The 23,735-nt window shown below is 65.8% G+C and carries 24 protein-coding genes; 14 read left to right on the plus strand and 10 right to left on the minus strand.

Annotation, left to right across the window (positions count from 1 at the left end):
• Positions 1-42 precede the first annotated feature (42 nt).
• Positions 43-957 carry a Bax inhibitor-1/YccA family protein gene (locus LFT46_RS06285; protein ID WP_236821607.1) on the plus strand — a complete coding sequence of 305 codons (915 nt, stop codon included), beginning with the start codon at positions 43-45 and terminating at the stop codon, positions 955-957.
• Between the two features lie 99 nt (positions 958-1,056).
• On the opposite strand, the gene galK is transcribed toward LFT46_RS06285, so the two are convergent.
• Together galK and galT are read right to left on the minus strand one after the other, a co-directional pair.
• Positions 1,057-2,244 carry a galactokinase gene (galK, locus tag LFT46_RS06290; protein ID WP_236821608.1) on the minus strand — a complete coding sequence of 396 codons (1,188 nt, stop codon included), beginning with the start codon at positions 2,242-2,244 and terminating at the stop codon, positions 1,057-1,059.
• Entirely contained in the window at positions 2,241-3,398 is a 1,158-nt protein-coding gene (gene galT, locus LFT46_RS06295; RefSeq protein WP_236821609.1) for a galactose-1-phosphate uridylyltransferase, read from the minus strand. The genes galK and galT overlap by 4 nt, the downstream gene beginning before the upstream one ends.
• A gap of 102 nt (positions 3,399-3,500) precedes the next feature.
• On the opposite strand from galT, the gene LFT46_RS06300 reads away from it, so the two are divergent.
• The 4 genes from LFT46_RS06300 to LFT46_RS06315 are packed head-to-tail and all read left to right on the plus strand — an operon-like array spanning position 3,501 to position 7,741.
• Positions 3,501-4,463, plus strand: a complete 963-nt coding sequence (locus LFT46_RS06300; protein ID WP_236821610.1) for an aldose 1-epimerase family protein — start codon at positions 3,501-3,503, stop codon at positions 4,461-4,463.
• A gap of 51 nt (positions 4,464-4,514) precedes the next feature.
• On the plus strand, positions 4,515-5,861 hold the full coding sequence (locus tag LFT46_RS06305; RefSeq protein WP_236801569.1) for an AI-2E family transporter: 1,347 nt from the start codon (positions 4,515-4,517) through the stop codon (positions 5,859-5,861).
• 3 nt (positions 5,862-5,864) lie between these two features.
• Positions 5,865-7,103: a threonine ammonia-lyase gene (gene ilvA / locus LFT46_RS06310; RefSeq protein ID WP_236801571.1), complete on the plus strand. Its 1,239-nt coding sequence runs from the start codon at positions 5,865-5,867 to the stop codon at positions 7,101-7,103.
• Between the two features lie 8 nt (positions 7,104-7,111).
• On the plus strand, positions 7,112-7,741 hold the full coding sequence (locus LFT46_RS06315; RefSeq protein ID WP_236801573.1) for a rhomboid family intramembrane serine protease: 630 nt from the start codon (positions 7,112-7,114) through the stop codon (positions 7,739-7,741).
• A gap of 136 nt (positions 7,742-7,877) precedes the next feature.
• Here the strand turns inward: LFT46_RS06315 and greA are convergent, their stop codons facing one another.
• Together greA and LFT46_RS06325 are read right to left on the minus strand one after the other, a co-directional pair.
• On the minus strand, positions 7,878-8,372 hold the full coding sequence (gene greA / locus LFT46_RS06320) for a transcription elongation factor GreA (RefSeq protein WP_236801575.1): 495 nt from the start codon (positions 8,370-8,372) through the stop codon (positions 7,878-7,880).
• A gap of 151 nt (positions 8,373-8,523) precedes the next feature.
• Positions 8,524-8,982: a DUF4307 domain-containing protein gene (locus LFT46_RS06325; RefSeq protein ID WP_236801576.1), complete on the minus strand. Its 459-nt coding sequence runs from the start codon at positions 8,980-8,982 to the stop codon at positions 8,524-8,526.
• A 129-nt stretch (positions 8,983-9,111) separates the two neighbouring features.
• On the opposite strand from LFT46_RS06325, the gene mca reads away from it, so the two are divergent.
• Complete coding sequence (gene mca, locus LFT46_RS06330; protein WP_236801577.1) at positions 9,112-10,017, plus strand: mycothiol conjugate amidase Mca; 906 nt, start codon at positions 9,112-9,114, stop codon at positions 10,015-10,017.
• Between the two features lie 97 nt (positions 10,018-10,114).
• On the plus strand, positions 10,115-10,468 hold the full coding sequence (locus tag LFT46_RS06335) for a hypothetical protein (protein WP_236802803.1): 354 nt from the start codon (positions 10,115-10,117) through the stop codon (positions 10,466-10,468).
• 45 nt (positions 10,469-10,513) lie between these two features.
• Here LFT46_RS06335 and trhA read toward each other — a convergent pair whose 3' ends face one another.
• Positions 10,514-11,155, minus strand: coding sequence for a PAQR family membrane homeostasis protein TrhA (gene trhA, locus LFT46_RS06340; RefSeq protein WP_236802804.1), 642 nt, complete (start codon positions 11,153-11,155; stop codon positions 10,514-10,516).
• A gap of 249 nt (positions 11,156-11,404) precedes the next feature.
• Between trhA and LFT46_RS06345 the strand changes: the two genes are divergently transcribed.
• The gene (locus tag LFT46_RS06345) at positions 11,405-12,166 is read left to right on the plus strand and encodes an isoprenyl transferase (RefSeq protein ID WP_272910836.1); all 762 of its coding nucleotides are present in this window, start codon (positions 11,405-11,407) and stop codon (positions 12,164-12,166) included.
• A gap of 239 nt (positions 12,167-12,405) precedes the next feature.
• On the plus strand, positions 12,406-13,824 hold the full coding sequence (locus tag LFT46_RS06350; RefSeq protein WP_236801582.1) for a PhoH family protein: 1,419 nt from the start codon (positions 12,406-12,408) through the stop codon (positions 13,822-13,824).
• A 50-nt stretch (positions 13,825-13,874) separates the two neighbouring features.
• Here LFT46_RS06350 and LFT46_RS06355 read toward each other — a convergent pair whose 3' ends face one another.
• Positions 13,875-14,522: a GNAT family N-acetyltransferase gene (locus LFT46_RS06355; protein WP_236821611.1), complete on the minus strand. Its 648-nt coding sequence runs from the start codon at positions 14,520-14,522 to the stop codon at positions 13,875-13,877.
• A 41-nt stretch (positions 14,523-14,563) separates the two neighbouring features.
• On the minus strand, positions 14,564-15,373 hold the full coding sequence (locus LFT46_RS06360) for a hypothetical protein (RefSeq protein ID WP_236801585.1): 810 nt from the start codon (positions 15,371-15,373) through the stop codon (positions 14,564-14,566).
• Positions 15,374-15,433: 60 nt separating this feature from the next.
• Here LFT46_RS06360 and LFT46_RS06365 point away from each other — a divergent pair, with 60 nt between their 5' ends.
• Positions 15,434-15,973, plus strand: a complete 540-nt coding sequence (locus LFT46_RS06365; RefSeq protein ID WP_236801587.1) for a prepilin peptidase — start codon at positions 15,434-15,436, stop codon at positions 15,971-15,973.
• 43 nt (positions 15,974-16,016) lie between these two features.
• Positions 16,017-16,487, plus strand: coding sequence for an NUDIX hydrolase (locus LFT46_RS06370; protein ID WP_236801589.1), 471 nt, complete (start codon positions 16,017-16,019; stop codon positions 16,485-16,487).
• A gap of 288 nt (positions 16,488-16,775) precedes the next feature.
• Here LFT46_RS06370 and LFT46_RS06375 read toward each other — a convergent pair whose 3' ends face one another.
• The 3 genes from LFT46_RS06375 to LFT46_RS06385 form a co-directional block, all read right to left on the minus strand.
• Positions 16,776-18,203, minus strand: coding sequence for a class II fumarate hydratase (locus tag LFT46_RS06375; RefSeq protein ID WP_236801592.1), 1,428 nt, complete (start codon positions 18,201-18,203; stop codon positions 16,776-16,778).
• A gap of 87 nt (positions 18,204-18,290) precedes the next feature.
• Positions 18,291-18,905 (minus strand): carbonic anhydrase, encoded by a 615-nt coding sequence (locus tag LFT46_RS06380; protein WP_236801597.1) that lies wholly within the window; start codon positions 18,903-18,905, stop codon positions 18,291-18,293.
• A gap of 10 nt (positions 18,906-18,915) precedes the next feature.
• Complete coding sequence (locus tag LFT46_RS06385) at positions 18,916-19,596, minus strand: DUF4245 domain-containing protein (protein ID WP_236821998.1); 681 nt, start codon at positions 19,594-19,596, stop codon at positions 18,916-18,918.
• A gap of 225 nt (positions 19,597-19,821) precedes the next feature.
• On the opposite strand from LFT46_RS06385, the gene glpX reads away from it, so the two are divergent.
• The 3 genes from glpX (at position 19,822) to LFT46_RS06400 (ending at position 23,671) form a co-directional block, all read left to right on the plus strand.
• Positions 19,822-20,844 carry a class II fructose-bisphosphatase gene (gene glpX, locus LFT46_RS06390; RefSeq protein ID WP_236802806.1) on the plus strand — a complete coding sequence of 341 codons (1,023 nt, stop codon included), beginning with the start codon at positions 19,822-19,824 and terminating at the stop codon, positions 20,842-20,844.
• Between the two features lie 88 nt (positions 20,845-20,932).
• Positions 20,933-21,988 carry a lipid II:glycine glycyltransferase FemX gene (locus tag LFT46_RS06395; protein ID WP_236821612.1) on the plus strand — a complete coding sequence of 352 codons (1,056 nt, stop codon included), beginning with the start codon at positions 20,933-20,935 and terminating at the stop codon, positions 21,986-21,988.
• A 483-nt stretch (positions 21,989-22,471) separates the two neighbouring features.
• Positions 22,472-23,671: an IS30 family transposase gene (locus LFT46_RS06400; protein ID WP_442863690.1), complete on the plus strand. Its 1,200-nt coding sequence runs from the start codon at positions 22,472-22,474 to the stop codon at positions 23,669-23,671.
• The last annotated feature ends 64 nt before the right edge of the window (positions 23,672-23,735 follow it).

The raw sequence follows: 23,735 nt of genomic DNA on the forward strand, positions 1-23,735 counted from the left end.
GTAACAAAACCATCACCCACACCCACATGGAGGAACACCGCAATGGCACTTGGCGGCAACCCGATCTTCAACGGAAAGAGTTTCCGTGGAGCCACCCAGGCACCGCCTGTCCCGCAGGCTCCTTATGGCGCTCCCTACGGCCAGCAGTCATACGGCCAGTCGCCGTACGGCCAGCCGTCATACGGCCAGGCACCCTACGGCCAGCAGGGCTGGGGCACGCAGCCGCAGAACATGACCGACGAACAGCTGCGGCAGATGTACGCCCAGCCGTCCGCCGGTCCCGCAGACACCGGCCGCATGACCTTTGACGACGTCATCATGAAGACCGCGGCCTGCCTCGGTGCAGTATTGGTGGGCGCAGCCATCACGCTCACCGTCGGCCTGCCGCTGGCCTCCTTGCTGATGATCGTCGGCGCACTGGGCGGCTTCGTCCTGGCCCTCGTGAACACCTTCAAGAAGCAGCCGTCGCCGGCACTGATCCTCGCCTACGCGGCCTTGGAAGGACTCTTCCTCGGTGGCCTGACCCGGATCTTGGACACGCAATACCCCGGTGTAGGGCTGCAGGCGGTTGTGGGCACGCTCTCGGTGTTCGCCGTGACCCTGCTTCTCTTCAAGAGCGGCAAGGTGCGCGCAACACCCAAGGCCATGCGGTTCTTCATGATCGCACTTGGCGGCTACGCCCTCTTCTCTATCGTCAACCTCGTCATGATGCTGACCGGCGTGACGAACGAACCCTTCGGCCTGCGCAGCGGAATGCTGGGCGTCTTCATCGGCCTGCTGGCCATCGGGCTTGCTGCCTTCTCGCTGATCATGGACTTCACCAGCATTGAGGAAGGTGTCCGCAGCGGCGCCCCGCAGCGCTTCTCCTGGACGGCGGCCTTTGGCCTGACTGTCACCCTGGTGTGGCTGTACGTGGAGATCATCCGCCTGCTGGCCATTCTTCGCGGCGACGACTAGGCACCCAGGCAGCTTCCGTCGTCGTAGGTTAAATACCGTGGGCCCCACCAAACCGGTGGGGCCCACGGCCGTTTAAGGCATCATGCTGCCGCCTCCCGGCTAGGCAATCCGCATGGCCCCGGCGGCAGGGGTGACGGTAAAGATCTCCGGCGCGGTGAAGCCGGCGTCGGCGAAAGCCTTCACGACGGCGTCACGCACCTTTTGTTCGGCGTCCACCGGGGTCAGCGCGATGGCTGCTCCGCCGAACCCGCCGCCCGTCATGCGGGCGCCGATGGCCCCGTTGGCCCGCGAGGTGTCCACAGCCAGGTCCAACTCGGGGCAGGAAATCTCGAAATCGTCGCGCATGGAGGCGTGGCTCGCGTCCAGCAGGGGACCGATGGCGCTGGGGCCGGGGCCGCCCAGCAGCTCAACGGTCTGGAGCACCCGGTCATTCTCCGTGACCACGTGCCGCACCCGCCGGAATGTCACCTCGTCCAGCAGGCCGCTGGCCTCCTCAAGATCGCCCACCTGGACGTCCCGCAGGGCCTTCACTCCCAGTACTTCGGCGCCCAGCTCGCAGGATGCGCGCCGTGAGGCGTAGCCCCCGTCAGAGTGCGAGTGCGACACCTTGGTGTCGATCACCAGGAGCACCAGGCCCGCGGGCCCCGTCTCGAAGGGCACCAGGCTTGCCGTCTGGTCCCGGCAGTCCAGGAAGACTGCGTGGCCCTCTGAGCCGCGCAGCGACGCGGACTGGTCCATGATGCCCGTGGGCGCTCCGACAAAGTCGTTTTCCGCCCGCTGGGTGGCGAGCACCATGTCCTGGGCAGCCAGGCCGGCGCCCGTGAGGTCGTTGAGGGCCGTGATGACCGCGCATTCGATGGCGTGCGACGACGAGAGGCCGGCTCCGAGCGGCACGTTTGAGTCCAGGAGCAGGTCCAGTCCGGGGACCTCGATGCCCTTCTCCCGAAGGGCCCACACGACGCCCAGGGGGTACTTGGTCCAGCCCTTCGCTGTGCCGGGCTGCAGCGAGCCGATGGTGGTGCTGACCACGCCTTGGTCCCCGTAGGTGGACAGCAGCCGTACGGTGTCGTCCCGGCGGACGGCAACGGCCACGCGGGCGGTGCGGTCGATGGCGAAGGGAAGGACGAAGCCCTCGTTGTAGTCGGTGTGTTCGCCAATGAGGTTCACCCGCCCCGGAGCCTGCCATACGCCGTCGGGCGCGCTGCCGAACTCCTGCTCGAAGCGGGCGTCAAGGTCTACACGGGCGGCAGGTGCCGTGCCGGCCTGGTCCTGTTCCTGAATGTTCATGCTGAGGCTCCTTCCGGGGTGGCCGCCATGGCGGCAGCAGGCGTGGACGACGGCGGGACCACCACTGCGCGCAGCCGCTCCGCCACAATTTCCGGCGTCGTGTCGTTAATGAAGGCGCCCATGGCTGCCTCCGACCCGGCCAGGTACTTCAGTTTATCGGCGGCCCGGCGGGGGGAAGTCAGCTGGAGGTGGAGGTAGCCGGCCGGCCGGAGGACGTCGTCCAGCGGCGCCTGGTGCCAAGCGGAAATGTAGGGCGTTGGCGTGGGGTACAGCGCATCCACACGTTTGAGCAGGTCCAGGTAGACCTGGGCCAGCTCATCCTTCTCCTCCCCGCCCAGCGCGGCCAGGTCGGGGACATGGCGGTGCGGAACGAGGTGGATTTCCAGCGGCCAGCGGGCTGCGAAAGGCACGTAGGCGCTGAAGTGACTGCCTTCAAGGATCATCCTGCTGCCGTCTTCCCGTTCGGCACGCAGCAGCGAGCCGGTCAGGGTGTCCCTGCCGTCTTTTGCGTCGTAGTACTTCCTGGCGGCGGCACCCAGGACTCCTGCGCGCGGTGTGACATATGGGTAGGCGTAGATCTGGCCATGGGGGTGGTGCAGCGTCACACCGATATCGGCCCCGCGGTTCTCGAACGGGAAGACCTGCTTGATGCCTTCCATGGCGCTGAGGGCAGCGGTGCGCTCCGACCACGCCTCGATCACCGTGCGGGAGCGCTCCGGGGTCAGGCCGCTGAAGGACCCCGTGTGTTCGGGGGTGAAAGACACTACTTCGCAACGGCCGTAGGCAGGTCCTTTCGTTCCCCATGCGGCACCGTCCGGCACTGGTCCCAGGGCCGGCCCCAAGGAGGGGAACCGGTTTTCGAAGACCACAACGTCGTAATCGGCGGCAGGAATTTCGGAAGCGTTGCCCGGCGTGGTGGGACAAATGGGGCACTGGTCTGCCGGGGGGAGGTGGGTACGGGCCTGGCGATGTGCGGCGATGGCCACCCATTCGTCCGTCAGCGCATCGAAGCGGACCTCGCCCGGTTCACCCCGCGGCGGCAGCCCGCGGTGGTCTGTGGTGAGGTGTTCCGCGCGCGAGGTCGTGGTGCCGGCGTCGTCGAAGTAGATCAGCTCCCGGCCGTCGGAGAGTGTGGTGCTGGTAATCCCTGTCATGCAAAAAGTCTCGCATAAACGCTCAAGAATGAATAGTTAACAACAAAAAGTAACAGTGCGGCGTATGCGAAGACCCGGGCCGCGCGTTGTACGGTATTGGCCATGACAGCCTCTTCCGAACAGGGAACTAACGCACCCTCCGCAGCCCGGCCATGCGCTACCGGCCGGCAATACGAGCTGCGGCGCGGCGATGCCGTTGCCGTGGTCACCGAACTTGCCGCCGGACTCCGCTCCTTCACGCGGGGAGAGGTCCTGCTGACCGAGACCTATGGCGATGATGAGATCGCCCCCGGCGGTGCCGGCATCACGCTGGCGCCCTGGGTCAACAGGGTGGAGGACGGGCAGTGGATCCTGGACGGCAGGAAGCAGCAACTGGACATCACCGAGGTGTCCCGCAACAACGCCAGCCACGGCCTGCTCCGCAACACCGGCTACGCGCTGGTGGGGGAGTCCCGGCACGCCGTCGCACTGGAGGCGGCAGTCTTCCCGCAGCACGGCTACCCGTTCCTGGTGCGGCACCGCGTGGAGTACCAGCTCTCGGGAGACCTGGGGCTGCACGTCCGGCAAACCCTCACCAATGATTCCGCTTCAGCTGCACCTTTCGTCCTCGGCGCGCACCCTTACCTGCGCGTTGGCGACGCCCCCGTGGAGGAACTGCAGCTGACCGTTGCCGCCGATACCCGGCTGGTGACCGATGAGCGCCTGATCCCGCGTAGTTCTGCCCCCGTGGACGGGGACACCGACTTCCGCTCCGGCCGGCACGTTGCGGACATAGCCGTGGACGTGGCCTTGACCGACCTGCAGTACGAGGACGGAAAGGCCCGGCACACCCTGGCCGCGGCCGACGGCAGCGCGGTGTCGCTCTGGCAGGATGAAGCCTGCCGCTACGTCCACGTCTATGTGAGCACGCTGTACCCGGGCCGGACCCGCGCTGTGGCCGTGGAGCCCATGACGGGACCAGCCAACGCGTTCAACTCCGGTGACGGCCTTCGATGGCTGCCCCCGGGAGAGTCCTTCAGCATGGAATGGGGCATCGACTACACGCCAGGCGGGGCGGGCCGGTAGTTTGCCCTGCCTCTAGTTTGCATTGGGGCGCTGCTGGGGAAGTATGGGGATATGACGCCTAAAGAGGACGACGTTACCCTTGCCCATACAGCGCCCGCCCGTACCGCTCCAGCACCGGCGGCCGCGGCTGCGCCCCTGCGCGTCCTGACTGACCGTGAGCTGGACAGGGACATACCCTACGGAATCCGCATAGCGGCGTCCTGGTCATGGCGCCTGGGCCTGATCCTCCTGATGGCAGGGACGCTGGTGTGGCTGCTCAGCCACATCACCCTCCTGATCATCCCCATCATGGTGGCCGCCCTCCTCGCCGGGCTGCTCAGCCCGGTGACAGCCTGGCTGAAGCGGCGCGGACTTCCGGCTGGGCTCGCCGTCGCGGTCACCATCCTGGGCTTCATCGGAGTCATTGTCGGTGCGCTCGCCCTGGTGGGCAGGCAGCTGGCCGTCGGCTTCAGCGAACTCTACTCGCAGGCGCTGGAAGGCGTTCGGCAGGTCCAGGACTGGCTGTCAGCAGGTCCGCTGCATCTCACCGCAGACCAGATCGACCAGTACATCAAGGAAGCCACCGATGCGGTGCAGAACAACAGCAGCAGCATCGTCAGCGGGGCCCTGTCCGTCGGCAGCACCGCCGGCCACTTCGCAGCCGGAATGCTCCTCTCCCTCTTCATCCTCATCTTCTTCCTCCTGGAAGGTGACCGGATCTGGGCGTTCCTGGTCCGGATGCTTCCGCGCAAGGCCAGGGCCGCCACGTTCGGCGCAGGCCGCAAGGGGTGGGCCTCCATGGTCAGCTATGCGCGCATCCAGATGTTCGTCGCCGCCGTCGACGCCCTTGGCATCGGCGTAGGCGCCGCCATCCTGGGCGTCCCGTTGGCGCTTCCCCTCGCAGTGCTGGTGTTCCTTGGCTCGTTCATCCCCGTGGTGGGCGCCCTGGTGACCGGCGCCGTCGCCGTCCTGCTGGCGTTGGTGGCCAATGGACCCGTCAACGCCCTGATCATGCTGGCAATCGTCCTCGCGGTCCAGCAGCTTGAGGGCCACATCCTGCAGCCGCTGGTCATGGGCAAGGCAGTATCGCTCCACCCGGTGGCTGTGATCCTCAGCGTCGCCGCCGGCTCCTACCTTGCCGGCATCCCCGGCGCGCTGTTCTCAGTGCCCATCCTGGCCGTAGCAAACTCGGCCATTCGCTACATCGCGGCCAGAACGTGGGAACATGAACAGGTGCCGGTTGTCGCCGGGAAGCCCATTACAGCCGGAGCGGGCGGGGACAACACCATCCAGGACGTTGAACCACCCTCTGCATCCGACGCAGGAAGGGACACGGCGGCCGGCACTGCAGCCGAACACCGTGATGCCCGCACCTCCTCCTCCGTGGAGGGCCCAGGGGCAGAACCCAGAGGAGAGTAGTCCGTGAAGATCCTTGAAACCCTTCCCGTCACGCTGGACGATGTCCTTGAGGCGCAGAAGCTGCTTGATGGGATTATCGCGCGCACACCCGTGGAGTCGTCCCGGGCGCTGGGCGGCATGGTGGACGGGGACGTCTACTTCAAATGCGAGAACCTGCAGCGTGCGGGCTCGTTCAAGGTCCGCGGAGCCTATGTCCGGATGGCGCGGCTCTCTCCTGACGAGAAGAAGCGCGGCGTGGTGGCGGCCTCCGCCGGCAACCATGCCCAAGGCGTTGCAGTCGCTGCCAAAAGTCTTGGCATCAAGGCCCGGATCTACATGCCCCTGGGCGTAGCACTGCCCAAGCTTGCCGCCACGCGGAGCCATGGGGCCGAAGTCATCCTGCACGGGCACAACGTGGACGAGGCGCTCGCCGAAGCCCAGCGCTACAGCAATGAAACCGGCATGGTCTTCGTGCACCCGTTCGACAATGTGGACGTAGTGGCGGGGCAGGGGACTGTGGGCCTGGAGATCCTGGAACAGGTGCCCCACGTGGACACCGTCCTCATGGGTGTGGGCGGCGGTGGCCTCCTGGCGGGAGTCGCCGTGGCCATCAAGGCCCGCGCCCGCGAACTTGGCCGGGAGATCCGCATCATCGGCGTCCAGGCGGAGAACGCTGCAGCCTACCCGCCGTCGCTCGCCGCAGATGCGCTGGTGCCGCTCAAGAAGGTCTCCACCATGGCGGACGGCATCGCTGTGGGGCGGCCGGGGCAGCTGCCCTTCAGCATCATCCGGGAACTGGTGGACGACGTTGTCACGGTCAGCGAGGACTCCCTGGCCCGTGCCCTGATCTTCCTGCTGGAACGGGCCAAGATGGTGGTGGAACCCGCGGGCGCAGTGGGCGTGGCCGCCCTCATGGACGGCAAGATCGAGAACCCGGGCACCACGGTGGCCGTGCTGTCCGGCGGCAATATCGACCCCATGCTGATGCTCAAGGTCATCCAGCGCGGCCTTTCCGCCGCAGGCCGGTACATGACGGTCCGCATGATGCTTGATGACCGGCCCGGTTCACTGGCAACCATCGCCCGCATCATTGCCGAAAACGATGCCAACGTTACCGGCCTTGACCACACCAGGGTGGGGGGCTCCATCAGCATGGGCGACGTCTCCATCACCGTGAACCTGGAGACCAAGGGCCACCAGCACGGGGAGCAGGTCCTCAGCGCACTGCGTGCCGAGGGTTTCCAGCCGATCGTGGTGCATTAGGAGCGGCCATGGCCGGATTGGGTAACGGCTTCACCGGTAACGGGCGAAGCCCCGAGCGGCAGACCATCGCGGCCCGCGCAAAGGGCGGACTGGTGGTGCTGGGCGGTTTCCTGGCCCTGCTGTTCGCCATTGAAGTGGTCAATACCCTGATGATGGGCGCCCTCACCCGGACCTTCGGCCTGCGGCCCAGGAGCCCCGACGGACTGCTGGACATCTTCACCTTCCCGCTCCTGCACGCAAACCTGAACCATCTCCTGTCCAACAGCCTGCCCCTGGTGATCTTCGGCTTCCTGGTGTTCCTCTCCGGGCTGCGCGTCTTCCTCACCGCCCTGGCTTTCAGCTGGCTGGGCAGCGGCCTGACCGTCTGGTTCATCGGGAACGGTGTCACGGTGGGTGCTTCCGGCCTGGTGTTCGGGCTTTTCGCGTTCCTCCTGGTCCGAGGGTTCTTCAACCACAGCTGGCGGCAGATCCTGCTCGCCGTGGTTCTCTTCCTGGGCTATGGGAGCATCCTGCTCGGCGCATTGCCCTTCGTAGCCGGCTATGTCAGCTGGCAGGCGCACCTTGGCGGTGCGGCCGGCGGGGTGGTGGCCGCCCTGCTGCTGCGTCCGCGCACCCCAGCCATTGGGCGGGGACTCTAAGGGCAGGCCCTCAACGCGGCCTGCCCCACCATGAACTAAAAGAAGAGCGGCGGCCGTCCCTGTGGGGACGGCCGCCGCTCTTCAGCCGGCATGGCTTCCTGCCTCATCACACAGCTTGTGCCGTGCAGGGCCAGGGCTAGCCGGTGTACGGCTTGGCGGAAAGGATCTCCACCTTGATCTCCTTGCCGTTGGGCGCGACGTAGCTGAGGCTCTCGCCCTCTTTGTGGCCCAGGATGGCAGAACCGAGGGGCGACTTCTCGCTGAAGACGTCCAGGTCCGAGTCGCCCGCGATTTCGCGTGATCCGAGCAGGAAGGTCTCCTCGTCACCGGCGATCCTGGCCACTACGATCATGCCGGGTTCCACGATGCCGTCATCGGCAGGTGCTTCACCCACATGGGCATCGCGGAGCAGGGCCGTCAGTTGGCGGATGCGGGCTTCGATCTTGCCCTGCTCCTCCTTGGCCGCGTGGTAGCCCCCGTTTTCCTTGAGGTCCCCCTCTTGCCGCGCTGCTTCAATCTTCTGGACGATCTCCGCCCGGCCTGCGCCGGAAAGGTGGTCCAGCTCTGCCTTCAGGCGGTCAAAAGCTTCCTGGGTCAGCCAGGCTGCAGATGCGCTGTTGGTGGTAGACACGGACTTCTCCTCTAGTGGTCCTACATGCAAAAGACCCCGCCACGGTGGCCACTTGTGGAACAGTAACCAGCTCAGCGGGGTAAAGGTATCTCTCTATTGTAGTCAATCCTCTGGAGATAACCCAACAGGGAAGCGTTGCAGATCACATGCCCTATGACTCTCCACGGGGGATCCAGCAGCTGTCCACCACGCCGGACACGGACGCCGACTCCGTGCGCAAGGTGACGCGCTGGGCCACTGTCCTGCCGCCGTCGGCCGTTCCATCAGCCGCCGATGGCGGAATGTCCACCACCTTCCAGCCCACCACCGCGAATTTGGAATCCAGCGCCTTCACGGCGCATTTGACCGGATTGCCCGGTTCGCGGGTGACCTGGAAGTCCACCTCGGCGAGCGTGGCATCGGTGGTGCTGTACCCCACGTCCTTGTACGTCACGCCGGAAAGGGAATTGGAGGTGGTGACCCAGGCCAGGAACCCGATGCCGGCGGCCATCGCGACGGCGATCGCAGCCCGCGCGGCCTTGGGGGAGAGCCGGCGCTTTTTAGCACCATAGCGATTGGCTAGGCTAGTGTCTGCGGGCGCGGGTTGGGCCGGCTGGTCCGGGGAAGTCACCAGACCAGTTTAGTTCCCTTTCCGCCGCCGCCTTGCGGTGGCTGCAACTGCCGGTGAGGCAATGTTCCCGCGACCATCATCCGTAAGCTGCCACTAGCCGCAAAAGAAAAATAAGGAGCCGTCCCTTCCATGACAGCGTCCAGCAACTCCCAGGTGCCGCTCCGGCTGCTCGCGGTCCACGCCCACCCGGATGACGAGTCCAGCAAGGGCGCTGCGACGATGGCAATGTACGCGGCAGCCGGAGTGGACGTACTGGTGGCAACCTGCACGGACGGGTCCCGGGGCGACATCCAAAACCCTGCCGTCGAAGGTGAACCGCATCCCAAGCGGGACATGGCGGGCGCCCGCCGGCTCGAGATGCAGCGGGCCGCCGCCATCCTGGGCATCCGCCAGCGGTGGCTCGGCTTTGTCGATTCAGGCCTTCCCGAAGGCGACCCGCTCCCGCCGCTGCCCGCCGGTTCCTTCGCCACGCTGCCGCTGCACCAAGCGGCAGCGCCCCTGGTGCGGCTGGTCCGTTCCTTCAAACCGCACGTCATCCTCAGCTATGACGAGAACGGCGGATACCCGCACCCGGACCACATCATGGCCCACCGCGTTGCGGTGGAAGCCTTTGAAGCCGCCGGCGATCCCAGCCGCTATCCGGACGCGGGGGAGGCCTGGGAACCCAGCAAGCTCTATTACGACCGCGCCTTCAGCCCCGAGCGGTTCCGCGCGCTGCACTTTGCGCTGGAAGAGGCCGGGCTGCAGTCGCCCTACGCCGAGCGGCTGGCGGCCTGGCTGGAGTCCGACGCCGAGGGGCACACCCCGCCGCCGGCCGCGCACCCCACCACCACGCAGATTGACTGCGGCGACTTTTTCGAAATGCGCGACGATGCGCTGCGCTCCCACCGCACCCAGGTGGACCCCCTCGGGTTCTTCTTCGCCGTTTCGCCGGACATGCAGCGCCGCGTCTGGCCGTGGGAGGACTATTCGCTGATCCACTCCCGGGTGCACTCGGAACTCCCCGAGAAGGACCTGTTCGCGGGGCTAAGATAGACAAGGCAGGCTATTTCTATCCCGCGTAGAAGATGGGCCCGTGACGGCCCCATCCGTCCGCTGCCTGCTGCATCCGTTCCACCAGAAGGTATCCACCGTGCATTCTCTGCTCCTCACCCTCGCCACCACGCCGACCCCGATGCCCACCCCCACGCTGCGGGACGGCATCTCCGAGGACCAGGTGACGCCGGGCCTGCTGGGGTTCATCATGACGGCTTTCTTTGTGGTGGCAACCGCCCTGCTCATCGTTGACATGGTGCGGCGGATCCGAAGGGTGCGCTACCGCGCCCAGGTGGAGGAAGAGCGCATGGCGGCGGCAGCTGCGGCAGACGTGGACGCGGCGGACGTCCAGGACGGGCTCGACGACGGCACGCACCCTTCTGCGGACCCTTCTGCGCCGGACTTCAAGGGCAACGGCCCGGCGAACGGGCTTTCGCAGCCGCGCGAGTAGGCATGTTCCCGGGGGCGTCCGGTCCCTCGAAGAGGACTGCCGGCTTTAGGCGAGGACGGCCAGTGCGATCGCCACGAAGTGGGCGGCGAAGGCGAGCACCGTGAGGGCGTGGAACAGTTCGTGGAAGCCGAAGTGGTGGTAGCTGAAGTTGGGTTTCTTCAGGGCGTAGAAAACAGCGCCAGTGATGTAGAGGACCCCGCCCACGCAGATCAGCACGGCCGAGGGGACACTCGCCTGGAAGAACTGTGGCAGGTAGAAGAGGGCGCCGCAGCCCAGTGCGATGTAGATGGGCACGTAGAGCCAGCGGGGCGCATCAGTCCACAGCAGCCGGAAGAGCACGCCAAGGATGGCCCCTGACCAGATCACCCATAGGAGCACCACTGCCTGCTGGCGTTCCAGGAGTGTCCATGCCAGCGGTGTGTAGGTGCCGGCGATCACCAACATGATGTTGGTGTGGTCCAGCCGCTTCAGGACGAGTTTCACGCGCGGGGACCAGTTGCCGCGGTGGTAAACCGCACTGACTCCGAACAGCAGGACGCCGGTGGCAGCGTAGACGGCAGAGGTGATCCTGCGGTCCGGGGTGGGCGCAAGGGCCACCAGGATGGTGCCCGCGGCCAGAGCCAGCGGCGCGGTGACCGTGTGGATCCAGCCCCGCCACCTCGGCTTGATCATCAGCAGTTCCGCCAGGCGGACGGCGGCGTCATCCACGGCGTTGGATTCCGGTTTCGAGTCGGCGTTCCGGTCCTCTCGCCGGGGTGACGGGGAGTCCGTGGGGGAGTTGCTGTCCATGCCCCCAGAATAACTTACGGGGCGGTAAGTTACCCGTCGGTAACAATGCTGCGCTGTTGTTGTTCCATGCCGCCGGTCCCGGGGTCCCGCCGGCGGTAGCCTAGGATGTGGATGTACGTACGGCAGGAAAGTCAGGTGAGTGGACGCGTGGAGTTGCCCGGGTTCCTCTATGGCTATTACGAGCGCCGGCTGCTCAAGGACCTCCCGAGGGACCGGATTCCCCGGCACATTGGTGTCATGGTGGACGGCAACCGCCGCTGGGCCAAACAGTTCAATGCACCCACCAGTCAGGGCCACCAGGCCGGCGCTGACAAGATCCACGAATTCCTCGGCTGGTGCCAGGAACTCGGCGTCAAGGTGGTGACGCTCTACATGCTGTCCACGGACAACATGAACCGCTCCAGCGAGGAACTTGATCTCCTGATGGGCATCATCGCCAACACGCTGGACCGGCTGGACGAGGACGCCAACATTTCGGTCCATGCCATGGGTGCTCCTGAACTGCTTCCCGACTACCTGGCCGAACGGCTCAACAAGCTCACCGCCAGGACCCCCGTCCGGGAGAAGATCCACGTCAACGTCGCCGTGGGATACGGCGGCCGCCGGGAGATCGTGGACGCCGTCCGGGAACTGCTCCATGACGCCGTCGCCAAGGGCATGGACATCTCAAAGCTTGCCGATGACCTGTGCGTCGATGACATCTCACGCTTCCTCTACACCCGCGGCCAGCCGGACCCGGACCTTGTGATCAGGACGTCAGGGGAGCAGCGGCTTTCAGGCTTCCTCATGTGGCAGAGCGCCTACAGCGAGTTCTACTTTTGCGAGGCACTGTGGCCGGCCTTCCGCAAGGTGGATTTCCTCCGCGCCCTGCGCGACTACGCGGGCCGGCAACGGCGCTTTGGGGCCTGAAACCCCCGGTTCACCACGAGTTCATACATCCGCCGGAGAAATCGCCGCCAAATGGTTGCGGAAATGGCCTGCTGTGGATTTACGTTATATCCATCAGCAGGCAAAACCGCCGGCTGATCGGGGAGGCCAGTACATGGAGCGAAACATCGCACCGGTTGTATGGGAGGCCGGACCCGGCCTCGTGGCCGAGCCGCCTCACCACTAACAATTCCGGGCTTGCGCCCGGGGCTGGAGTCGATGTGGCTACTTCTGAACAACTGCCCGAGGTCCTGGTTGGACAGGGCAGGAAAGCTACCTCTCGCATTGAGCGAAACACCTCTGAAACCGGCGCGGCAACTGATGCTGCGGCCGGTTTTGCTGTCTCCGGAAGGGAAGCCGACATCCACACTTTCGTCATCGACACCTCCGTCCTGCTCTCCGATCCCCGCGCACTCCTGCGGTTCGCCGAACACGAGGTGGTTGTCCCCGTCGTCGTCATCACCGAACTCGAAGCCAAGCGGCACGACCCGGAGCTGGGCTACTTCGCCCGGAAGGCCCTGCGGCTCCTGGATGACCTCCGGGTCAAGCATGGCGGCCTGAACCAGCCCCTCCCCATTGGCGACGAGGGCGGCACCCTGATGGTGGAGCTCAACCACATCTCCTCCGAAGTCCTGCCCCTGGGCTTCCGCAGCGGCGACAACGACAGCCGGATCCTCGCCGTGGCCAAGAACCTGGCCAACGAGGGACGCAACGTCACCGTAGTCTCCAAGGACCTGCCCATGAGGGTCAAAGCCTCCGCCATGGGCCTCACCGCTGACGAATACCGCAACGAACTGGTCAAGGACTCCGGCTGGACCGGCGTCGCCGAAGTGGAAGCCGACGAGCAGGAGATCGCTACCCTGTACGGCCACGAGCCTGTCTTCATCCCCGCCGCCGCCGAACTGCCCGTCAACACCGGGCTGGTGCTACTCTCCAACCGCGGCTCGGCGCTCGGCCGGGTGGGTGCCGACAAGCAGGTCCGCCTGGTCAAGGGCGACCGGGACGTGTTCGGACTCCACGGCCGGTCCGCCGAGCAACGGCTGGCCATCGACATGCTGATGGATCCCGCCGTCGGCATCGTCTCCATCGGCGGCCGCGCCGGTACCGGCAAGTCCGCACTGGCCCTCTGTGCAGGCCTCGAGGCGGTGCTGGAACGCCGCGAACACCGCAAAGTGATCGTCTTCAGGCCCCTCTACGCCGTGGGCGGCCAGGAACTCGGCTACCTGCCGGGCTCCGAGTCGGAGAAGATGAACCCCTGGGCGCAGGCAGTCTTCGACACCCTGGGCGCATTGGTCAGCCAGGAAGTGGTGGAGGAGGTCATGGACCGCGGCATGCTCGAAGTCATGCCGCTCACCCACATCCGCGGACGCTCCCTCCACGACGCCTTCGTGATCGTCGATGAGGCCCAGTCCCTCGAAAAGAACGTCCTCCTCACGGTCATGAGCCGCATCGGCCAAAACTCGAAGATCGTCCTCACCCACGACGTCGCCCAGCGGGACAACCTCCGCGTGGGCCGCCACGACGGAATCGCCGCCGTCGTCGAAACCCTCAAAGGACACCCGCTCTTCGGCCACGTCACCCTCACCCGCTCCGAGCGCTCGCCCATCGCAGCGCTCGTGACGGAACTCCTCGAGGGCTAAGCCACCAACGCAGGGACCGTGGCCTGGTTCGCCGGGCCACGGCCCTCTCTTTAGGCGATGCCGAGGAACCGCGCTGCTGCTTCGTGGCCCTCGACCCGCAGCTCCCAGTCGGGTCGCTTGAACGTTTCCGGGGTGACCCGGACCAGTTGGACTGTTTGGACTTGGCTCCCCCAGGCTTTGCGGGTGGTGCCGTTGGGTTCGTAGCCGAGGGAGCGGGATACGCCCAGGGAGGCTTCGTTCCAGGCGGCGGCCTCAGATTCGGCGACTTCCGCGCCGAGCCAGTCGAAGGCCCAGAGGACGACGGCGGCGCGCATCTCTTTGCCAAGGCCCCGGCCCTGGGCGGACTGCTTGAGCCACGAGCCGGTGGACATTGTCTTGAGGGCCGGGAAGTCCTTGGCCCCGACGTCCTGGCAGCCGATGAACTGGCCCTCGTGCCAGATGCCCAGGAGCAGCGTCCAGTTTTCCGGCGTGCACTCGGCCCTGCAGCGCCAGTACCAGCGGGCCATGTTGGGGCCGAGTTCGTCGTCGGGCAGCTCTGTCCAGGGATTGCTGAAGGGGTTGCTGCCGGGCTCGTGGATGCCGCTGCGGGCCGCTTCGACGGCTGCGGGGATGTCCTGGTCGGTGATGGGACGGAGTTCCAGTCGCGGCGTGGCCAGGGTGAGGTCGAACAGGGGCCAGATGGAGCTCATTGTCGTCATTCGCGAAGCGTAGTCCATCCGCGCCGGAAGGACCTGTCACGTCAGGCAGGAACGTCCCAGCTGATGTGCCTGCGGACGTCGGTGAGGTTCATGGACTGAGCCAGGAACAGGTCGTCGAGCATGTACTCATCCACGGCAAGGATCCGGATCCAATGGCCATATCCTACCGTGCCGGCCTCCAGCGATCTGCTGGAAACGCACACGCCGGTGCCGGCGTCCACGCGAAGCCGGGAAGTGCCCGGAAGGCACAGCGGGGCGGCCGGATCAGCGGGCCGGTAGGCGGCGCTGGGCGCCACAACCGCCTCAAGGACGGGCCGGCCCTCGTGGTCACCCTGCCGGACCTCCCGGATATCCAGGGCGTTGCTGCCCGGAAACTCGATGGGTACAGGAGCGCTGCCGGCGAGTTCCACGGGGTCCAGCGCAGCCGCAAAGCGGCCGTTGCCGAACCCTGGCTCGCCGTAGGCCGCTTCAGGCCGGCGCCGCACCAGCCCGCCGTCGTCGTACACGGGCGTGACCAGGTGGGGAGGCAGGAGCCAGGACTTTCGGGTGGCGCTCACATAGAAGTCGGCTTTGGAATCGTTGATGCCCGTGGTGCTGTGCAAAACCAGCCCTTCCGGGCTTTCCAGCCGAAGCGCCCCGGGCCGGCGCAACCAGGCACGCACAAAAGGTGCGCCGGGAGCCGGGGCGGATTCAAAGGGCTGGTCCCAGTACTCAAACCTCAGCGACTGCCACTTCCAAGGGGATGACCGGCAGAGGTTCCGGAACGTGCCGGCCAGGTCGGGTGGGGCGGCAGGAGGGCCGGGCGCAGCAGGGTCCGAAGCGGGGCGGCGGCGGGAGTCCCAGGTGGACATATCCACATTTTACGCGGGGGCGCTACGGCCGGAATGGGTGCATCCAGTAGCATCCGAGGAGTGATCGGACGACTCGGCGACCTCTGGCAGCACACCCCGCTGGCCTTCTGGCTGGTCCTGGCGGCCTGCCTGTACTTTGCGGTGATGGCCGTCCGGCTTACCATCATCGATGTCCGGCACCACCTCCTGCCCAACAGGATCGTTTTCCCGTCCTACGCGGTGGCGGGCGCGCTCCTGCTCGCGGCGGGCGCAGTAGCGTGGGCCAGCCCGGACGCAGGAGACACAGGAGCGATCCTGGCCACTCCCGCCCTTCGCGTGGTGGCCGGAGCAGGCATCCTGTGGCTGTTCTATTTCGTGCTCCGGTTTATCTATCCGCCGGGCATGGGCTTTGGCGACGTCAAGCTCGCAGGAGTACTGGGCATGTACCTTGGCTACCTCAGCTGGGGGCACCTGTTCGCGGGAACTTTCCTGGCTTTCCTGCTGGGCGGGCTGTGGTCCGTGGCCCTGCTGGCGGCCCGGCGGGGAACCCTGAAGTCCGCCATCCCGTTCGGCCCGTTCATGCTCGCCGGGGCCGCCGCCGCCATGCTGCTGCCCGCCTGAGCGCTTTGCGATGCGGCAAGGACCTGTTGGATAGGCTGTGGTTATGCCTGCACCCGAATATGTCCTGAAGCTGCGCAAGAAGATCGGCAACGACCCCCTTTGGGTTCCCGGGGTCCGCGGGGTAGTGGTGGATGATGCGGGCAGGATCCTGCTGGCCCAGCGGGCGGACAACCGGCAGTGGGCACTCATCAGCGGCATGCTGGACCCGGGAGAGCAGCCTGCCCGGGGCCTGGTCCGGGAGATCTTTGAGGAAACGGCCGTCGTGGCCGAAGCCGAACGCGTGGTGTCCGTCGGCGCGGTGGGTCCGTTCACCTATCCCAACGGCGATGTCTGCGAGTTCCTGGACGTGGTGTTCCTGTGCCGCTACGTCACCGGCGAGGCCAGGGTCAACGACGACGAATCCCTGGCCGTCGGCTGGTTCGGCCCGGACGAGCTTCCCGAACTCATGCCCGGACACCTCACCAGCATCCGCCAGGCCCTGGCACCTTCCGGGGCCGTCCACTTCGAACCGTAGGGACTCCCGGGCGCAAATGAAACAGGGGCGCCGCACCCCCCCCAAAAAAAATTGCGGCCACCCTGTTGGTCTTCTTGGCTGCCGCCGGTGAGTAGCAAGTGCCGGCAGCCAGCCCGGCAGCGGCCAGGACAAGTGTCCGACGGCGGTCAGCGGCCCTGGGAAACCAGCTCGACGCCTGGGCCAGTGCAACTTTGCTGCTTCTGAGTTAAAGTGCGACGGCGGCCGGTCACCTTCCGTTCGGAAGGTGACCGGCCGCCGTCGAGCGTTAGCCGGTTGTGCCGGGGGACGTCAGGCCTTGTGGGCCGGGGACGTCATGGTGGTGACGTCCAGCGCCTTGTCCAGGTCGGCTTCGGAGACCTTGCCTTCGCCGTCGCCGACGAAGCCCAGCTTCTCGGTGGCCTGGCGGATGGTCAGGCCTTCCTTGACGGCGGTCTTGGCGATCTTGGCGGCGTTCTCGTAGCCGATGTACTTGTTCAGCGGCGTGACGATGGACGGCGATGCCTCGGCCAGGAAGCGGGCGCGCTCCACGTTGGCCGTGATGCCATCGATCATCTTGTCCGCCATGACCCGGCTGGTGTTGGCCAGCAGGCGGATGGACTCCAGCAGGTTGGCGGCCATCACCGGGATGCCGACGTTGAGTTCGAAGGCGCCGTTGGTGCCGGACCAGGCGATGGTGGTGTCGTTGCCGATGACCTGGGCGGCCACCATGATGGAGGCCTCGCAGATGACCGGGTTGACCTTTCCGGGCATGATGGACGAACCGGGCTGCAGGTCCGGGAGGGCGATTTCGCCAAGGCCCGTGTTGGGGCCCGAACCCATCCAGCGAAGGTCGTTGTTGATCTTCATGAAGGAGATGGCGATGTTGCGCAGCTGGCTGGATGCCTCGATCAGGCCGTCGCGGTTGGCCTGGGCCTCGAAGTGGTCGCGGGCCTCGGTCAGCGGCAGGCCGGTGTCCGTAGCGAGCAGTTCGATGACGCGCTCCGGGAAGTCGGCGGGGGTGTTGATGCCGGTGCCTACGGCGGTGCCGCCCAGCGGAACCTCGGCAACGCGGGGGAGTGAGGCGTTAATGCGCTCGATGCCGTATCGGACCTGGGCCGCGTAGCCGCCGAACTCCTGGCCCAGGGTCACCGGGGTGGCGTCCATGAGGTGGGTGCGGCCGGACTTGACGACGTCCTTGAACTCGGCGGCCTTGCGCTCCAGCGACTCGGCCAGGTAGCCGAGGGCGGGGATGAGGTCGTTGATCAGCGCGGAGGTGGCCGCAACGTGGACCGAGGTGGGGAACACGTCGTTGGAGGACTGCGAGGCGTTGACGTGGTCGTTCGGGTGGACAACCTTGTCGCTGCCGGCCGCCTTCAGTGCACGCGTGGCCAGCTCGGCGATGACCTCGTTGGTGTTCATGTTCGAGGAGGTGCCGGAGCCGGTCTGGAAGACGTCGATGGGGAAGTCGCCGTCGTACTTGCCGGCGGCCACCTCATCGGCAGCGTCTGCAATCGCCTTGGCCAGCTCGCCGTCGAGCACGCCCAGTTCTGCGTTGGCCTGGGCAGCTGCCTTCTTGACCCGGGCCAGCGCCTCGATGTGGGTGCGCTCCAGGGTCTTGCCGGAAATAGGGAAGTTCTCCACTGCCCGCTGCGTCTGCGCGCGGTACAGTGCGTTCACGGGGACGCGGACTTCGCCCATCGTGTCATGTTCAATGCGGAACTCTTCAGTGGAAGTCATGGGGCTAGCTTATGGCGATCGGGTGCCCCATCGAAAACCGTTAAGGGTGCATTGCCGGCGGCCAGTTGGACCGCCGGCAAGTTGCTTTTAGAGCTCGCCGATTCCGGAAACAAGGTCGGCGCGGCCCTCTGCCAGGCGGTAGGAGAGACCGATGACTGCGGTCCGGCCCTCCTCGATTGCGGTGGAAATCACACGCGAGCTGTCCGCGAGGCGCTGCGACATCTGCTTGACGTTCTCCACCACCATGTCGTTGACCTCGGGCTGGTTGTTCCGCAGGGAGGTGAGGACGGAGGGGGTGATGCGTTCCACGAGGTCGCGGATGAATCCCGCCGGCATCTCGCCGGTCTCAACGGCGTCCTTGGTGGCCGTGACGGCACCGCAGTTGTCGTGCCCAAGCACCACGATCAGCGGCACCCCCAGCACGGCGACGCTGTATTCCAGGGAGCCCAGGACGGCGTCGTCAATTACTTGCCCGGCCGTGCGGACCACGAAGACGTCGCCCAAGCCGACGTCGAAAATGATTTCAGCCGCAAGGCGGGAGTCGGAGCAGCCGAAGATCACCGCGAAGGGGTTCTGGGTCTCCACCAGTGAGGAGCGCCGTGAGGCGTTCTGGTTCGGATGGGAGGACTCGCCGTTTACGAAACGTTCGTTGCCTTCGCGCAGGCGGCGCCATGCCAGTGCAGGGGTGAGGTTAGTAGCCATGCTTACTACATTAAGGCGCGGCAGTGGCGGACGGTGAAACTGTGACGGCAGGGTTGGCGTCAAGGGAGGTCACGACGGCGGCCGCCAGTGTTGCGAACTCGTCCAGTTGGGCGGCCCCGGAGAGGACGACGGTGCTGCCCTTGTAGTTCAGGATCATCGACTTTTCGCCCTTGCCGGTATCCCGCAGTTCCCACTCCTTGCCGCCGGCGTTCCGCGAGCCGGTGACGGGTGCATTCTTGGTCTGCTGTAGGAGCCAGGTGGGGTTGGCCTTGGTGGTCTGCACCAATCCGATAAAGGATGCCTTGGGGGTCAGGTAGCCAACCTCCCACGTGGGCACGCCACTGGCCGTTCCGCCCTCCCACCGGGCGTAGTTCGCACGGAACGCGTTGCCCGTGTCCGGCGCAACGGGTGTGAATCCAGCCACATCTGCCGCATTCCGCGCCACCGATGCAACATCGACGTCCGGCCGGAAGCCCTCGCCCTTGGGCTGGGGATTCATCAGGACCACGGGCAGGAACGCCGCAATGCTGAGCACCAGGGCGATGATCATGCCGATCACCGAGGCGTTGGCCCGCTTGGCGGCCGCCGCCGGAATGACGGGCTTGACGGGAGTTTCCGCACTGCTGCCGGAAGCGGCGGGGCGGCCTTCGGGCTGTGCCTCGCCGGAGCTGGGACTGGTGGCTTCCTGCATGTCGTTCACCCCTCTATAGTCGCCCATCCCTGAGCCGGACTTCCATTCGGGCCCGGCCGCGGCCCGGCACCACCTCCAGGGGTACATTGCGGGACCGCGTCATGGGCCGCCCATGGCGAGGCGCCGCGACTATGATCGATAGCAGAGGAATCACCGTTCTGCTGCACCGGCGGACGGGTTCAATGATCGCCACTCGAAGAAGAGGTTCACGTGTCACCAGCGTCCATGACCCAGAAGTACTCCACGATTTCACCGTCCCTTGCGGTGGGCCACGACGAGCCGGACCGCAACCTTGCCCTTGAACTCGTCCGCGTCACCGAGGCGGCCGCCATCGCCGGCGGCCACTGGGTTGGCTTCGGCGACAAAAACACCGCTGACGGCGCAGCCGTCGATGCCATGCGTTCCTTCCTGCAAACCGTCCACTTCAACGGCGTCGTGGTGATTGGCGAGGGCGAAAAGGACGAAGCCCCCATGCTGTTCAACGGAGAGCGCGTGGGCGACGGCACCGGCCCCGAAGTGGATGTGGCTGTTGACCCGATCGACGGAACACGCCTGACCGCCCTGGGCATCAACAACGCGCTGGCCGTCCTGGCCGTTGCCGAACGCGGCTCCATGTTCGATCCCTCGGCCGTGTTCTACATGGAGAAGCTGGTCACCGGCCCCGAAGCCGCGGACATGGTGGACCTGCGCCTGCCGGTCAAGCAGAACCTGCACCTGATTGCCAAGGCCAAGGGCGTCAAGGTCAACCAGCTGAACGTCATGATCCTTGACCGCGACCGCCACCGCCCGCTGGTGGAGGAAATCCGCGAAGCCGGTGCACGCACCAAGTTCATCATGGACGGCGACGTTGCCGGCGCCATCGCCGCAGCCCGCTCCGGAACCGGCGTGGACGCGCTGATGGGCATCGGCGGAACCCCCGAGGGCATCGTGGCCGCCTGCGCCATCAAGTCCCTGGGCGGCGTCATCCAGGGCCGCCTGTGGCCCACCAGCGACGAAGAGAAGCAGAAGGCCATCGACGCCGGCCACGACCTGGAACGCGTGCTGTCCACCAACGACCTCGTCTCCAGCGACAACTGCTACTTCGCAGCCACCGGCATCACCGACGGCGACCTGCTCAAGGGCGTCCGCTACTCCAAGGACAAGGTCCTGACCCAGTCCATCGTGATGCGCTCCAAGTCCGGCACCATCCGCTTCGTTGACGGCGAGCACCAGGCCAGCAAGTGGGAGAACTACGCCCGCAAGAGCTGATTCCCGCCGGTGCAGGTTCGCAAAGCCCCGGGGCGCCGCGCGCGCATCCGGGGTTTTGCCGTTAATGCCTTGGTATAGGGTTTAAGCCATGATTCCTGCTGTTGTGCCCTGTACTGACCGCGCCCTTTGGGACGAGCACGTTGACCGGTTCCAGGGGCATCCGCAGCAGCTGTGGGGCTGGGGCGAGACCAAGGCGGCGCACGGCTGGTCCGTGGACCGGGTCCTGGTCAAGGCCGGGGATGAAACCATCGGTGCCGCCCAGCTGCTGGTCCGCAGCCTTCCCGTCCCATTCCGGGCACTGGTCTACATTCCGCGCGGCCCCATGTGCTCCGTCGAAGATGCCCAGGGGGTCCTCAACCGGCTGGCCGAACACGCTGCCCTCCGGCACCGGGGCGTGGCCCTCAGCATCGAACCGGACTGGGACCGGGACTCCGCTTTCGCCGGCGCCGTGGCCGCTGCCGGATTCCGGGAATCCACCAACACGGTGCTGATCCCGCGAACGCTCATCCTGGACCTCACCCGGACCGATGACGAGCTGATGGCGGAGATGTCCAAGTCCACGCGGGCCAACATCCGCAAGGCGATGCGCAGCGACCTGGAATTCCGCAAGGTCAAGAACGATTCCGAGCTGGAACAGGTCCTGGCCACCTACCACCAGACCGCCGAGCGGGCGGGCTTCGGCATCCATGAGGACCAGTACTACCGCGACATCTTCCACAACCTCGGTGACGCCTCGCCCATCATCGGAGCGTTCGACGGCGAACAGCTGCTGGCGTTCACGTGGCTGTCGCGCAGCGGCACCACCGCCTTCGAACTTTACGGCGGCGTCTCCGCCGAGGGGCAGAAGCAGCGCGTGAATTACGGCGTAAAGTGGGCTGCCCTGCAGTCCATGCGCGAGGACGGCTGCAGCCGGTACGACTTCAACGGCCTGCTCAACGACGGCATCTCCGACTTCAAGAAGCAGTTCGCCAGGCACGAAAACATGCTGCTGGGGACCTGGGAAAAGCCGCTCTCGCCCTTCTACCCCGCATACGCCAAGGCCATGCCGCTGGCGCGCAAGGGCCTCCAGAAGGGTCGCCAACTACTGAAAGGCGCGGCCGGACGGGTCGGCCCGCTGGTCCGGAAATTGCGCCCGGGCAACTGACTGAGCCAGGAAAGAAGGGCGACGCCGGCACCCGCTCTTGGGTTCTAGTGGTCGTTGCAACACCCCTTAGTTTTGGGAGTTGCAACGACCATGTCGTCTTTAAGCGAGGGCAGGACCCCTCGACGGAGCTATACCTCCGGGGAAAGGGAAGGGTTCTTCCGGGCACTGGCAAGCGCGGGGAGTGTTGCTCTTGCCGCGGCTGAGCTCGGGCTTAAACCGTCGGCGTGCTACCGGTGGCTGCGTGAGGCGGGAATATCTGCCGGCACCATAAATGGCGGGAATGTCCGTGGGGCGAGAGTAACCCCGGAGGTGAAGGCAGCGTTCTTCAAGGCTTTGGCGCGTACCGGTAGCACTACGGTTGCCGCTGCCGAACTGGGGTTGAGCCGTCAAACTTGTTACAAGTGGACCCAGAAGGCCGGGCTTGCGCGGAAACGCACGGAAGGCCCCAGCCGTGAGGATTTCCGCAAGCTCCGCGAAGCTGGAATGACACGCCGGGAGGCTGCCAAAGAACTGGGCATTAACCGGTGCACGGCCCAGGAATGGGACAACGGGGTCAGAAGGACACGGAACGGGCGAATCTACCGTGATGGCCGCCGGGTCGATTACACCAGTGGTGTGATGACACTGACCACCGACGAAGCGATCACCGATTCTGGCGCGTTTCCCGCACTTGCGGCCTTGGAGAAACCACTGGATGCCAGATTCCTGACTTTGCAGGACCGGGAACGGATTGCTGACCTCCGCGCTGCCGGCACACCGGTCCGGAAGATCGCCAGGGAGCTGGGCCGGTCCGCCTCGACCATCAGCCGGGAACTGGCCAGGAACAGTGTCAACGATGGGAAGTATTACGCCTATGCAGCCCAACGTGCCGCGACCGCCCGGCGGCCCCGGCCCAAGGACAGCAAGCTGGTCACTCACCACCGGTTACGAAAGTATGTGAAGAAGAAGCTGCTTCGGCGCTGGTCACCGGAACAGATCAGCAACAAGCTGATCAGGAAGTTTCCCAACGACCCGGAGATGCGCGTGAGCCCAGAAACGATCTATCAGGCCCTCTACTTCCAGGCCCGCGGAGGACTCAAACGTGAAGTCCAGGCAGCTCTGCGCACCGGCCGGACGCGCCGTAAGCCTCACAAGGACCCCCAGCAGCGGCAGCCCCGCTTCGCTGACCCTATGGTGATGATCTCCGAACGCCCACCCGAAGTTGAAGACCGCGCCGTTCCAGGACACTGGGAAGGAGACCTGATCACCGGGGCAAGCAACCAGTCCGCCATCGCCACCCTCGTTGAACGCACCACCAGATACGTCATGCTCGTCCATCTGCCCGGAGACCACACCGCCGAAACCGTCCGTGATGGCCTCATCGCCACGATGAAGACACTCCCCGAACACCTCCGAGGCTCCCTGACCTGGGACCAGGGCGCGGAAATGGCAGCCCACAAATCCTTCACCATGGCCACGGACATGCAGGTCTACTTCTGCGACCCCGCCAGCCCCTGGCAACGCGGCTCCAACGAAAACACCAATGGCTTGCTGCGCCAATACTTCGAAAAAGGCACGGACCTATCCATCTATGGCCCCGAAGACCTCGAACACGTCGCCCAAGAACTCAACAGCCGACCACGCAAAACGCTCGGCTGGGACACCCCAGCCGAGCGTCTGCGTGATCTACTAATGACCACATAACACCAGCAGTGTTGCAACGACCCCTAGAAACCGCCGCTTGGGTGCCGTCGTCGCCCTTCTTTCC

It is taken from the genome of Arthrobacter sp. FW306-07-I, assembly GCF_021800405.1.
In the GTDB taxonomy this organism is placed as follows: Bacteria; Actinomycetota; Actinomycetes; order Actinomycetales; family Micrococcaceae; genus Arthrobacter.